We start from the raw sequence: 12,791 nt of genomic DNA, 5'->3' as shown, positions 1-12,791 counted from the left end.
TACATGAAGGGCATGAGAATTCGGCTGCCCTTCCTGAAATCCCCGCCCAGCGTTTCCGTAATCCGGCTTTCCGGCATGATCGGCGCGCAGGGCCGCGCGGTGTTGAACGATGCCACCATGGGTCCGGTCATCGAAAAGGCTTTTGCCAAGGGCAAGCCTGCCGCTGTCGCCTTAGAGATCAACTCCCCCGGTGGCAGCCCGGTGCAGTCGTCGTTGATCGGCGCGCGCATCCGGCGCCTGTCCGAAGAAAAGAACATTCCCGTCATCGCCTTCGTCGAAGATGTAGCCGCTTCGGGCGGCTATTGGCTGACGGCGGCGGCAGATGAGATCTACGCGGACCCAAGCTCGGTCGTCGGCTCCATCGGGGTGATCTCGGCCTCCTTCGGGGTGCATGAGTTCATCCGCGAGCATGGGGTCGAGCGGCGCGTTTATACGGCGGGGCAGAGCAAATCCATGCTCGATCCGTTCCGTCCCGAAAACCCTGAGGATGTTGCGCGGCTTAAAACCATGCTCGAAGATATCCACGAGAATTTCATCGACCATGTAAAGACCCGCCGCGCGGGCAAGCTGCCCGAGGGGCAAGACCTGTTTACCGGGGAAATCTGGCTGGCGAAACGCGCTGCCGAACTGGGGCTGATCGACGGGATCGGCCATCTGAAACCACTGCTGAAAAAGCGCTTTGGCGATAAGGTCAGGCTGCGCCGCTATGGCGTGAAACGCGGGCTGTTGTCGCGTTTTGGCGTTCAGATGATGCAGGACGCGGTGCAGGGCATAGAGGAACGCGCGGCCTTCGCGCGGTTTGGACTCTAGCCCATGGTTTTCAAGATCGTCCTGCTGTTTCTGGTGGCCATGGGCCTCATGGCTTGGTTTGGAAAAATGCATTGGCTGGGGGGCAGGCGCCTGACCCGGTCCAAATGCCGTGACTGCGGACGTTACCGCATTGGCAAAGGCGATTGTGCCTGTAAGGGAGGGCGTTGATGCTGATGCCATGGCTACTTTCGGGGCTTGGCCTCGTGATCCTGCTGTTTGCGGGGGATGCGCTGGTGAAAGGGGCGGTGAACCTGTCGCTGCGCCTTGGCGTGCCTGCGTTGATCGTCAGCCTGACCATCGTGGCCTTTGGCACTTCGGCGCCGGAGTTGCTGATCTCGGTCAAGGCGATTTTGGACGGGGTGCCGGGGCTGGCGCTTGGTAATGTCGTGGGGTCGAATACGGCCAATATCTTGATGGTGCTGGGCATTCCGGCGCTTTTGGCGACGATGCACACCTCGGAATGCAGCACCCGCAAGACCTATAACCAGATGATAGCGGCTTCGCTCTTGTTCATCGCGCTGGCCTTCCGCGGCGTCTTTGACTGGATCGCCGGGCTGATCCTGCTCGCCGGTCTGGCCTATATGCTTTTCGACGCTTTCCGCGATGCCAAGGACCACCGCCACGCCTGCCGCAGCGGCGCGGCAGAGGATGAGGAAGAGCCCGAAGGCGCGGACCCCGATATGGCGGGCTGGCAGATCGCGATGTTCCTGATCCTCGGGCTGATCGGCCTGCCCTTGGGGGCGAGCCTTTTGGTGGATAACGCTACGATCATCGCCCAGACCTATGGGGTCAGTGACACGGTGATCGGCCTGACGCTGGTGGCCGTGGGCACGTCGCTGCCTGAGCTTGCGACCACGGTGATGGCGGCGCTGCGCCGTCAGGCGGATGTAGCGCTTGGCAATGTGATCGGCTCCAACATGTTCAACCTGCTGGCGATCATCGGCATTGCGAGCCTTGTCGGTCCGATCTCGGTCGACGAAGCTTTCTTGCGGATCGACCTTTGGGTGATGTTGGGCGCGTCGCTTTTGCTGATCCCCTTCGTCTATCTGGGCCGCGATATCACCCGGCTTTGGGGCGTGGCGCTGAGCGCGCTTTATGGGCTTTATTTGTTTATCATCCTGATCTGAGGAGGGCGGCAGATGCGGCGGGCATTGGTGACCGGAGCCGGGCAACGTCTGGGCCGCGCCATGGCGCTCTACCTCGGGCAGCGCGGCTTTGATGTGGCGGTGCATTTTGCCACCTCGCAAAGCGGGGCTGAGGCGACCGTCGCCCAGATTGCGGCCTTGGGCCGCCGCGCTGTGGCCCTGCAAGCTGACCTTCTCGACGATGCCGAAGCCGAAGCGCTTTTGCCCCGCGCGGCGGATGCGCTCGGCGGGCCGATCACCTGCCTTGTGAACAACGCTTCGATTTTTGAGCAGGACGATATCACCAGCGCGACGCGCGAAAGCTGGGATCGCCATATGGGCAGCAACCTGCGCGCGCCCTTCGTTTTGACGCAGGCGATGGCAGGGCAGGGGCTGACCCCCGATGCCGACGCCGGCGGAGAGCCGCGTGCCAGCGGTTTGATCGTCAATATGCTGGACCAGCGGGTGCGCAACCTGACGCCGGAATTCACCACCTATACGATCGCCAAAATGGGCCTTTGGGCGATGACGCGCACCAGTGCGCAGGCGCTGGCCCCCGCGATCCGCGTGAATGGCATCGGGCCCGGCCCGACCCTGCAAGGCCCGCATCAAGACCCCGATGACTTTGCCGCGCAGCGCCGCGGCACGGTTCTTGGCCGCGGCGCGAACCCCGAGGATATCACGGCGGCACTGGGGTATTTCATCGATTCGCCGGGGGTCACGGGGCAGCTTATCTGCACCGATGGCGGAGAGCATTTGCAATGGGAAACAAGCCCTAAAAGCCCCCGAAACTGACGCGCATGCGGGAAGTTTTGCACGTCCTTAACCTATGTAACCAAAGTGTTACCGAAACCCTTTTGTTTTCAGAGGCTTGTTTCATGGTAAACAAAAGAATGAACGAAATCAGGATATTATGGGCGCGCCTAAAAAATAGGCAAATCAGCGAACCATGTTAAAAACAAAGAGAAATCCAAGATGCCCAGAAGTTATCGGCAGAGTTATCCACATGTTTGGTGGACATGTTAAAGCTTGCCCCCATTGCCGTCCTATTGCAGCGAAGCACGAGAATCAGCGCCTGAGATGACCACGCCCAACGACAGCCCTCCGCCGCAAGGCCGCAAGGTGATTCAGGCCTATCTGAAGTCGCTCGATTCCTCGCCTGGCGTCTACCGGATGCTCGATGCGGAGAGCCGCGTGCTTTACGTCGGCAAGGCGCGGAACCTGCGGGCGCGGGTGTCATCCTACGCGCGGCCAACGGGGCATTCGGCGCGGATCTCGCGGATGATCGCGAACACCGCCTCGATGATGTTTCTGACCACCAAGACAGAGACCGAGGCGCTGCTGCTTGAACAGAACCTGATCAAGCAGCTTAAGCCCAAGTTCAACGTGCTCCTGCGCGACGACAAGAGCTTTCCCAATATCCTTGTCACCGCCGATCACGACTACCCGCAGATCAAGAAACACCGCGGCGCGAAAAAGGAGAAGGGCAGCTACTACGGCCCCTTTGCCAGCGCGGGCGCGGTGAACCGGACGCTGAACCAATTGCAACGGGTGTTCCTGTTGCGGGACTGTTCCAACGCGATGTTCGACAGCCGCACGCGGCCCTGTTTGCAGCATCAGATCAAACGCTGCTCCGCCCCCTGTGTCGGCAAAATCTCGGCCGAGGATTATCGCGAGACCGTGCGCGATGCGGAGCGGTTTCTCAGCGGCAAATCGACGGATATTCAGGGCCGTTTGGCGCGGGACATGGAAGAGGCGTCAGAGGCGATGGAGTTCGAACGCGCCGCCGCCCTGCGCGACCGGATCAAGGCGCTGACGCAGGTTCAGACCGCCCAAGGCATCAACCCGCAGGGGGTGAACGAGGCCGACATTATCGCGCTGCACATGGAAAGCGGTCAGGCCTGCGTGCAGGTCTTCTTTATCCGCGCCAACCAGAACTGGGGCAACCATGACTACTACCCTCGGATCGGCAGCGAGATCGACGCCGCCGAGGTGCTGGAGGCCTTCATCGGCCAGTTCTACGACACCCGAGAGCCGCCCCGGCAGTTGATCCTCAGCAATGAGATCGAGAACCCAGATCTGATGGCCGAGGCGCTGAGCGGCAAGCTGGGCCGTAAGGTCGAACTGTTGGTGCCGAAACGGGGTGAGAAGGCCGAACTGGTCGACGGTGCCCTGCGCAACGCCCGCGAAAGCCTCGCCCGCAAGATGGCTGAGACGGCCACGCAGACCAAGCTGTTGCAGGGGCTGGCCGATGCCTTCGACCTGCCCAAGCCGCCGCAGCGGATCGAGGTTTACGACAACTCGCATATCCAAGGCACCAATGCCGTCGGCGCGATGATCGTGGCGGGGCCGGAAGGCATGATGAAAAACCAGTACCGCAAGTTCAACATCCGCGGCGATGACCTGACCCCGGGCGATGACTTCGGCATGATGAAAGAGGTGCTGCACCGCCGCTTCAAACGGCTCATCAAAGAGGACCCGGACCGCAGCCGCGGCCTTTGGCCCGATCTGCTGCTGATCGACGGCGGCGCGGGGCAGGTGAGCGCCGTGGCCTCCATCATGGCGCAGCATGGGGTTGAGGATATTCCCATGGTCGGCGTGGCCAAGGGCATTGACCGCGACGCGGGCAAGGAAGAGTTCCACCGCGTCGGCAAGCGCCCCATGGCGCTGCGCCACAACGATCCGGTGCTTTATTTCGTGCAGCGCCTGCGGGATGAGGCGCACCGTTTCGCCATCGGCACCCACCGTGCCAAACGGGCCAAGGGGGTCAGCGCCACACCGCTCGACGATGTGCCGGGCGTCGGCGCTGCGCGCAAGCGTGCGCTGCTGGCGCATTTCGGTTCGGCCAAGGCGGTAAGCCGCGCGAACCTCAGCGATCTCAAGGCGGTTGAGGGCGTATCGGATGCGCTGGCCGAGACGATCTACGGCTATTTCCATGAAAAAGGATAGGGCGGGCGGCCCCGTGCTGCCGACAGCTCGTGGACGGGGCGGTTTCGTCCTTTCAGCCACGAACGGCGCAAGATAGGATAACGTCATGAAATGGAATTTGCCCAATATCCTGACCCTGCTCAGGCTGGTCGCGGCCCCCGGTGTGGCGGTCATGTTTCTCTATTTTACGCGCCCCTATGCCGATTGGTTCGCCCTGCTGCTCTTTGTCGGGGCGGCGGTGACGGATTGGTTCGATGGCTACCTTGCCCGCGCTTGGGCGCAGGAAACCAAACTCGGCGCCATGCTCGACCCGATTGCCGACAAGGCGATGGTCGTGATCGCGCTGATGGTGATCGTCGCCTTCTCAAGCTGGTCGCCATGGCTGGTGCTGCCCGCCACGCTGATCTTGTTTCGTGAGGTCTTTGTCTCGGGCCTGCGGGAGTATTTGGGCGATGTCGCCGGCACGTTGAAGGTGACTCAACTGGCCAAGTGGAAGACGACATTGCAGATGATCGCCATCGCCGTGCTGTTTTCGCAAGGCGTGTTCGAGCATTACCTCGGGATGAGCGTTTTCGGCATGGACCAGCAGATGATCGAAGCGATCCTTGATGGCGAGGTCGAAGATCATCTCGGGCTGGGCTGGAAACTCGCCGGGATGGAATGGGCCGGGCTGCTGGGGCTGGCGCTCTTGTGGGTCGCCGCCGTGCTGACCGCCATCACCGGCTTTGACTATCTGCGCAAGGCGCTGCCGCACCTGAAGGAGCCACGCTAATGGATGTTTTGTATTTCGCATGGGTCCGCGAACGCATCGGCCTGCCCCGCGAACGGGTCGAGAGCCAAGCTGCCACGGTGGCCGAATTGGTCGAAGAATTGCGGGGCCGGGAGGAGCGCTACGAAGTTGCCTTTTCCGACCTTTCCGCGCTGCGGGTCGCCGTTGATCAGGAACTGACCGATTTCGACGCCCCGCTGCAAGGCGCGCGCGAGGTGGCCTTCTTCCCTCCGATGACCGGGGGCTGAGCGATGCGCGTTTTGGTGCAGGAAGCGCCCTTTGATCTGGGTGAGGAAGCCGCGCGCTTTGCCAAGGGCGAGGGGAGCAGCGGCGCGATCGTGACCTTTACAGGCGTGGTGCGCGACAATGACGCGGGCACGCTCAGCGCGATGGAAGTCGAACATTACCCCGGTATGACCGAAAAGGCCCTGCGTGAGATTGCCGAGCAGGCGATGGGACGGTTCGATCTGCAGGATGCGCTGGTCATCCACCGCTACGGGCGTCTGGTGCCGGGGGAGCAGATCATGATGGTCGCCACCGCCGCGCGGCACCGCCGCCATGCCTTTGAGGCGGCGGAGTTCCTGATGGATTACCTCAAATCCCGCGCGCCCTTTTGGAAGCGCGAAATCACGGCAGAGGGGGACACTTGGGTCGCCGCGAAAGACGAAGACGAGGCGGCGTTGCAGCGTTGGTGAGCCTTCGGCTCAGGCGAAACGCCCGCCTTTTTCGATGACTTCGATCTGGTAGCCATCGGGGTCTGCCACGAAAAAGAACTTCGCCACTGTCTCTCCGGCGGGGCGGAAATCAACGATCTCGCGCGGGGTGGCACCGGCCTTGATCGCGGTCTCGCGCGCCGCTTCAAGGTCGTCGACCACAAAGGCCAGATGGCCATAGCCGTCGCCCAGATCGTAAGGGGTCTCGCGGTCCTTGTTGACGGTCAATTCCAGTTCGAAGGCGCCCGTGGCGTCGCGCAGGTAGATCAGGGTGAAACTGTCGAAATCCAGCCGGTCCGCGATTTTCAGCCCGAACACGTCTTCGTAGAATTTCACCGATGCCGCCTCATCAAAGACGCGGATCATGGAGTGGGCGAGTTTGGCCATGGCAGGGCTCCGAAGGTCTGGGGTTAGGCTTTCTGACGTTCGATATAGGCGCGCATTTCCTCGGCCTCATGGCGCGCGTCGCGCAGCCCGTCCATCGCGGCGCGCAACTCGGCCTCGGTCTGGGCGAGTTGGTTGGTCAACTCGGCCTCGCGCTGTTGCAGATAGGTGATGGCCTGATCGCGGGTTTCCTCGGCCTCGTGCAGCTCTTGGCTCATCCGGTCCAGCTGGGCCACATCATCAGCGGCTACGCGGGTAAAGCGGTTCAGCAGCCAATTGGCGAACCATCCCATGCAGAAGGCCACGAAAAGAATGATGGCTGTTGCCAGGACAAACTCAGTTCTGCTCATCACCGCTGCCTTCTTCGGTTTCGTCGGATTCCCCGATCTCTTCTGCCGTGGTATCGCCCGTTTCTTCAGCAGATTCCAGCGCTGTTTCGTCCTCGGGGGTCTCGGCCTCGGGCTGGATCAGGCGGAATTCGATGCGGCGGTTGGCTTCGCGACCCTCTTCGGTCTTGTTGTCTGCGATGGGGTTTTCCTCGCCATAGCCTTTGGCCACGAAGGAGGAGGTCAGCACCCGGCGCGCGCGCAATTCGTTCAGAACCGATTCCGCGCGGCTTTGCGACAGTGACAGGTTCATCGATTCGCGGCCCTGACTATCGGTGTAGCCCTGAATCTCTAGCCGGATGTCGCCGCAGTTTTTGAGCACTTCGGCGATATCGTCCATCGTCCCAAGCGCGGAGGCGTCGATCGTGGCGCTGCCCGGCTCAAAGGTGATCTTGCCAATTTTCAGGATCTCGCGAATTTCGGCTTCGCATTCTTCAGGCGTCGGCAGACCCGCGATGGGGTCGAGCTTTTCTTGATAGGTGATATCGATGCTGTAATCCGCCCCTTCGCCCAGCTTATCGGCCAAAAGCGAGGCGACGGTGGTGTTGGCGTCCTTGTTGCCGGTGTTACCCATCACCTCAAGCCGGTCCGGGGTGACTTTGACAGAGCCATTGGCGAGGGAGGCCATGGCCTCAAGCCCGGTCAGAACGCGGGTGGCCCAATCGCCCGGCAGGGTCTCGTCCAGCCGCGCGGCGGTATAGACGTTGGCCGAGCCGAAATGCGATTTCGCGTAGCTGTCGGCCAGATCGCGCAGCCCCTCGGTCGAAAGTCGTCCGCGCAGTTGCACCTGCCCCTCGGGCGAGAGGGTCGCGGTGAATTCGGGCGGGCCTGCTTCTGGGTCTTCGACCTCGGGCAGTTTCGCGGTCAGGGCAAAGACATCGGGAAGCGCGTTTTCCAATTCGCCCACCACGCGGTCGAATGTGGTGGACTCGGTGCCGGGCGCGGCCAGCAGGGTGATGTCCGCATCGGCGAAAGAGATGCTGCCTTGGCCCAAACGGCGCAGCGCGTCGATGGTCAGCGCCACGGCGCGGCCCCAGTTCGGGCTGGGCACGCCCAGACCGATGGTGCAATCGGCGCTCTCAGGCGCGCCGGCGGTGATGCCCGCTTTCAAGATACGGTCGGCGGCGGCTTCGGTATCGGCAGAGCAGGCATCGAAACGCGCGCCTTCCGCGTCGATCTCAAACCGCAGGGTGAAGGGCGTGATCACCGGGCGCGGGGCCGCGATGTCCAGTCGCAGCCGCAGGCTGGGCGGGGCGGCGCGTTGCAGTTTACGTTCCATCTGCGCCTTGGCGGCGGCGCTGTCGGCGATGGCGGTGATGGTCACCCGCCCCGCATCAACCGAGGCTTTGGCCCGGGGCAGGTCGGCCATCGCCTGCACGGCAAAGCTCAGCGCGTCTTCCCAGCCTTCGGGGGCGGGATAATCTGCGGATTCCAGAAGGTCGGTCACCGAGGCGTCGCCCGCCATGTCGCCAAAGGCGTCGATCACCGCCTCGCGGTCGGTGCTGGTGGGGATCAGGCCGATGATCGAGATGCCCGCGTCATTGCGCAGCACCTCGGCAGAGAAACGCGGCGGGGCGATGCCGGATTGGGCCTCGACCTCCATCTCGTCGATGACGCGGGCGGCGTCGACCACGGTGCCTGCGGTCGACAGGGCGCGAAAGCGGACGGCCTCGGTCGGCGCGATCCCGGCGAGGGTGACCTGCAAGCCATCGGCCTGCACTTCGGCCCATGTCATGCCCTGCGCGTCCAGCGCGTCACGGACGCCGATTTCCGAGGTGTCTTCGATCAGTTGCACCGAAAAGCTCGCCGCCACCAGAGAGACCACCGCTGCGGCTGCAAAGGTCAGGGCGATCGTGAAAATGGCGGAGAGGCGCATGGGCGGACTTCTGATTGTTAAGCTTGCGACTTGATACGCGCGTCCTGCCGGGGGTGCAATCAGGCCAGCAAGCTTGCCGCGAAAAACAACAGCGGGATCATGCCGGTATCGCGGTTGGCCCGGAAGAGCTGCAAAAGCTTGGCATTGTCCTTGGTATCCAGCCCGCGCAGCTGCCATGCCATATGCCATCCCATTGCCCAAGGCCCGCCAAGGGCCAGCGCCAGCGCCAGCACCGAGGCTTGGGGCAGCCCGGCATAGATCACGGCAATCCCCATCAGCCCCACTGTGGCCATCAGGAAGCGCCGCAGCCATTTGCCGGAATTCTCACCAAAGAGCCGGGCGGTGGATTTCACACCGATCAGCGCGTCATCTTCGGCATCCTGATGGGCATAGATCGTGTCATAAAACAGCGTCCAAGCGATGCCCGCGAAGTAGAGCACCACGGCGGGCGCGTGCAGCGTGCCTGCATGGGCCGTCCAAGCCAGCATGGCGCCCCAGTTAAAGGCGAGGCCCAGAAAGACCTGCGGCCACCAAGTGAAGCGTTTGGCAAAGGGGTAGACCGCCACCGGCAAGAGCGCCAGCACGCCCATCGCGATGGCCGCTTGATTGAATGACAGCAAGATCAGCAGCGCCAGCAGCATCTGCCCCACCATCCACGCTAGCGCCTGTTTCACCGTCACCGCGCCCGAAGGGATGGGCCGCAGCCGGGTGCGGGCGACTTTCCCGTCGATATGCCGGTCGGTGATGTCGTTCCACGTGCAACCCGTGCCGCGCATCAGGAAAGCGCCGATGCCGCAGCCCGCGAAGATCCACAGATCCTCCCACCGCGGCGACTGGTCGAAGAGAATCGCAAGGCTCAGCCCCCACCAGCAGGGCAGCAGCAACAGCCATGTGCCGATGGGCCGATCCGCGCGGCTCAGCCGCAGGTAGGGGCGGAGCCCCGCCGGGGCGTGACGGTCGACCCAATTGTCGGCCACCGCATCGGCAACAGGCGCATCGGGCGTAGCATCTGGCGAAGGCGGCTGGTTGTGCATATATCTGGCCCTATGAACGCGAAAATCAGATTGTATGTAGATCAGCCCTTGGGGCAGGGGCAAACGGTTCCTTTGGCGCGCGAGCAGGCGCATTACCTCTTTGGGGTGATGCGGCTCACGGTTGGGGCCGGGGTGCTTTTGTTCAACGGGCGCGATGGCGAATGGCTGGCCGAGGTCGCCGAGGCGGGCAAGCGCGGCGGGGTGCTGACCTGTGTCGAACAGACCCGCCCCTTGCAAATGCCGCCGGATCTGTGGCTGCTCTTTGCCCCGATCAAAAAGACCCGCACCGACTTCATCGTCGAGAAAGCGGCTGAGATGGGGGCCGCGCGCATCCTGCCGGTGATGACCGAATTTACCAACGCAGGCCGCGTGCAGCGGCCGCGCCTACAGGCCCATGCGGTCGAGGCGGCAGAGCAATGCGGCGGCACCTATGTTCCGGAAGTCGCCGAGGCCGAGAAGCTGGGGCGGCTGCTGGACCAGTGGGACAGCAGCCGGCAGATCATGTTCTGCGATGAGGCTTTGGCCGGGGAAAGCGGCGCGCTGCCGCCGGATGCGCAGGGGCCATGGGCCATCCTGATCGGCCCCGAGGGCGGCTTTTCCGAGGGCGAGCGCAAACGGCTGCATGGTTTCGATCACGCCCATGCGGTCACGCTCGGCCCGCGCATCCTGCGGGCCGATACGGCGGCCGTGGCGGCGATGACCATGTGGCAGCAGGCTTTGGGAGATTGGTGATGCGAATGGTGGCCCGATGAGTTTCCTGCGCCAAGGCGCCCGCGATCAGCTTTGGCGCTGGCGCGAGGCGATCGTCGGCGGCGGGCTGATGGGCCTTGGCCTTTGGCTGGTCGCGGGCCCCGGTTTCTTGCTGGCGGTGCCCGGCTATGCGGCGCTGGCGGGCGGTGCCGCGCTGATCTGGCTTGGCGTGCAACGCGCGCGCTTTCGCGGGCAGGGCGATGGCGCGGGCGCGGTGCAGGTCGTCGAAGGGCAGATTACCTATTTCGGCCCGCTGACCGGTGGCACGGTGGCGCTGCGCGAATTGCAGCGGCTCAGCCTCGACCGGCAGATGTTTCCGGCCCATTGGCGGCTTGAGCCGCGCGACGATGAGACGCCCCTGTTGATCCCGGTGAACGCCGCAGGCTCCGAGGCGCTGTTTGATGCTTTCGCTGCCCTGCCGGGGCTACGCACCGAGAGGATGCTCTTTGAGCTACGCAAGACCCGCCATGACGCCGTTGTGATCTGGGAGCGCGCGCCGCTGCGCCCGGCGCATGTCTTGCTGCATTGACAGCCCCGTCAAATCCGCCCATCCCTGCTAGACGCGACGCCACGTCGACAACTTAGAAGACACCCAAGACGATCCTTCAAAACGGAGCCCTCGCATATGTCCATTCCTCAATCCGGCGGCGGCCCGATCGAACATCACGACCAGATGGCGCAGTATCTGGCGGACGGCTGCAAGCCGCGCGAGCAGTGGCGCATCGGCACCGAGCATGAGAAGTTCGGCTATTGCAAGGACACGCTCAAACCGCTCCCCTATGAGGGGGAACGCTCGATCCGGGTGATGCTGGAAGGGCTGCGCGACCGCCACAATTGGTCCCCTGTCGAAGAGGGTGGCAAGCTGATCGGGCTTGAGAAAGACGGGGCCAACATCAGCCTTGAGCCGGGCGGCCAGTTGGAACTCTCGGGCGCCCCTGTCGAGACCATTCACGAGACCTGCGATGAGGTGAACACCCACCTGCGCGAGGTGAAAGACGTGGCGGATGAGATCGGCGTCGGTTTCATCGGTCTGGGGGCCGCGCCCGAATGGTCGCATGAGCAGATGGATCTGATGCCCAAGGGCCGTTACAAGCTGATGGACGGCTATATGCAAAAGGTCGGCACCATGGGCACCACCATGATGCGCCGCACCTGTACCGTTCAGGTCAACCTCGACTTCGCGAGCGAGGCCGACATGGTGCAGAAGATGCGCGTCGCCGTGGCGATGCAGCCCATCGCCAATGCGCTTTTCGCCAATTCGCCCTTTCTCGACGGCAAGCCCAACGGCGTGAAATCCACCCGCGGTCTGGTCTGGCGCCATCTCGATGACGCGCGTACGGGCATGATCCCCTTCGTTTTTGATGAGGGCTTCGGCTTTGAGGCTTGGGTGCAATACGCGCTCGATGTGCCGATGTATTTCGTCTACCGCGACGGCAAATATATCGACGCGCTCGGCCAGTCCTTCCGCGACTTTTTGAAAGGCGAGTTGCCCGCTCTGCCCGGCGAGAAGCCGACGCTGAGCGATTGGGCCGACCACCTGACCACGCTCTTCCCCGAGGCGCGGGTCAAGAAGTTCATCGAAATGCGCGGGGCCGATGGCGGCCCGTGGCGGCGGCTCTGTGCCCTGCCGGCCTTCTGGGTCGGGTTGATGTATGACCAAAGCGCGCTGGATGGCGCGTGGGATCTGGTCAAAGGCTGGGATGCCGAGACACGGGAAGAATTGCGCATCGCCGCCTCCACCCACGGCCTTCAGGCCGAGGTGGGCGGGCTTAAGATGCATGATCTGGCGCGCGAGGCCGTGGCCCTATCAGAGGCGGGGCTGAAAGCCCGCGCCCGTCCCGGTGCCGGTGGGCTGGTGCCGGATGAGACGCATTTCCTCAACGCCCTGCGCGACAGCATCGAGACGGGCCGTGTGCCTGCTGACGATCTCTTGGCGGATTACCACGGGCCATGGAACGGCGATCTGAGCCGTATCTACGCGGAATATTCCTACTGAAGGGTAAAGAGGCTGATGCCG

14 protein-coding genes are annotated in these 12,791 nt (G+C 63.2%); 10 read left to right on the top strand and 4 right to left on the bottom strand.

From position 1 onward, the window contains the following. The first annotated feature begins 12 nt into the window (after positions 1-12). From ACGYLD_RS16105 to ACGYLD_RS16075, 7 genes are all read left to right on the top strand, one after another. Positions 13-810 (top strand): S49 family peptidase, encoded by a 798-nt coding sequence (locus tag ACGYLD_RS16105; RefSeq protein WP_271693785.1) that lies wholly within the window; start codon positions 13-15, stop codon positions 808-810. Between the two features lie 167 nt (positions 811-977). Then, complete coding sequence (locus ACGYLD_RS16100; protein ID WP_271693020.1) at positions 978-1,937, top strand: calcium/sodium antiporter; 960 nt, start codon at positions 978-980, stop codon at positions 1,935-1,937. A 12-nt stretch (positions 1,938-1,949) separates the two neighbouring features. Next, complete coding sequence (locus tag ACGYLD_RS16095; RefSeq protein ID WP_271693021.1) at positions 1,950-2,729, top strand: SDR family oxidoreductase; 780 nt, start codon at positions 1,950-1,952, stop codon at positions 2,727-2,729. 285 nt (positions 2,730-3,014) lie between these two features. Further along, on the top strand, positions 3,015-4,883 hold the full coding sequence (gene uvrC, locus ACGYLD_RS16090; protein WP_271693022.1) for an excinuclease ABC subunit UvrC: 1,869 nt from the start codon (positions 3,015-3,017) through the stop codon (positions 4,881-4,883). A gap of 85 nt (positions 4,884-4,968) precedes the next feature. Continuing rightward, positions 4,969-5,634 carry a CDP-diacylglycerol--glycerol-3-phosphate 3-phosphatidyltransferase gene (gene pgsA / locus ACGYLD_RS16085; protein ID WP_067265553.1) on the top strand — a complete coding sequence of 222 codons (666 nt, stop codon included), beginning with the start codon at positions 4,969-4,971 and terminating at the stop codon, positions 5,632-5,634. Next, a complete protein-coding gene (gene moaD / locus ACGYLD_RS16080; protein ID WP_209218317.1) occupies positions 5,634-5,879 on the top strand; it encodes a molybdopterin converting factor subunit 1 in 246 nt (81 codons plus the stop codon). The genes pgsA and moaD overlap by 1 nt, the downstream gene beginning before the upstream one ends. A gap of 3 nt (positions 5,880-5,882) precedes the next feature. Next, complete coding sequence (locus ACGYLD_RS16075) at positions 5,883-6,326, top strand: molybdenum cofactor biosynthesis protein MoaE (protein WP_271693023.1); 444 nt, start codon at positions 5,883-5,885, stop codon at positions 6,324-6,326. Positions 6,327-6,335: 9 nt separating this feature from the next. Here the strand turns inward: ACGYLD_RS16075 and ACGYLD_RS16070 are convergent, their stop codons facing one another. Genes ACGYLD_RS16070 through ubiA form a run of 4 tightly spaced genes read right to left on the bottom strand, consistent with a single transcriptional unit; the run spans position 6,336 to position 10,024 of the window. Continuing rightward, positions 6,336-6,731, bottom strand: a complete 396-nt coding sequence (locus ACGYLD_RS16070) for a VOC family protein (RefSeq protein WP_271693024.1) — start codon at positions 6,729-6,731, stop codon at positions 6,336-6,338. Between the two features lie 23 nt (positions 6,732-6,754). Continuing rightward, positions 6,755-7,078, bottom strand: coding sequence for a hypothetical protein (locus tag ACGYLD_RS16065; RefSeq protein ID WP_007118939.1), 324 nt, complete (start codon positions 7,076-7,078; stop codon positions 6,755-6,757). Beyond that, the gene (locus ACGYLD_RS16060) at positions 7,065-8,990 is read right to left on the bottom strand and encodes an OmpA family protein (RefSeq protein WP_271693025.1); all 1,926 of its coding nucleotides are present in this window, start codon (positions 8,988-8,990) and stop codon (positions 7,065-7,067) included. The genes ACGYLD_RS16065 and ACGYLD_RS16060 overlap by 14 nt, the downstream gene beginning before the upstream one ends. 59 nt (positions 8,991-9,049) lie before the next feature. Next, the gene (gene ubiA, locus ACGYLD_RS16055; protein ID WP_394403202.1) at positions 9,050-10,024 is read right to left on the bottom strand and encodes a 4-hydroxybenzoate octaprenyltransferase; all 975 of its coding nucleotides are present in this window, start codon (positions 10,022-10,024) and stop codon (positions 9,050-9,052) included. A gap of 12 nt (positions 10,025-10,036) precedes the next feature. Here ubiA and ACGYLD_RS16050 point away from each other — a divergent pair, with 12 nt between their 5' ends. The 3 genes from ACGYLD_RS16050 (at position 10,037) to ACGYLD_RS16040 (ending at position 12,770) form a co-directional block, all read left to right on the top strand. Further along, positions 10,037-10,756: a 16S rRNA (uracil(1498)-N(3))-methyltransferase gene (locus tag ACGYLD_RS16050; protein WP_271693027.1), complete on the top strand. Its 720-nt coding sequence runs from the start codon at positions 10,037-10,039 to the stop codon at positions 10,754-10,756. 16 nt (positions 10,757-10,772) lie between these two features. Beyond that, on the top strand, positions 10,773-11,303 hold the full coding sequence (locus ACGYLD_RS16045; RefSeq protein ID WP_067265571.1) for a hypothetical protein: 531 nt from the start codon (positions 10,773-10,775) through the stop codon (positions 11,301-11,303). Positions 11,304-11,399: 96 nt separating this feature from the next. Further along, complete coding sequence (locus ACGYLD_RS16040; protein ID WP_271688211.1) at positions 11,400-12,770, top strand: glutamate--cysteine ligase; 1,371 nt, start codon at positions 11,400-11,402, stop codon at positions 12,768-12,770. Positions 12,771-12,791 lie beyond the last annotated feature (21 nt).

The sequence above is a fragment of the Sulfitobacter sp. 1A12056 genome, assembly GCF_043558125.1.
GTDB lineage: Bacteria > Pseudomonadota > Alphaproteobacteria > Rhodobacterales > Rhodobacteraceae > Sulfitobacter > Sulfitobacter faviae.
The sequence above is the reverse complement of the archived record's forward strand: the minus strand, read 5'-3'. Positions and strand labels throughout refer to the sequence as shown.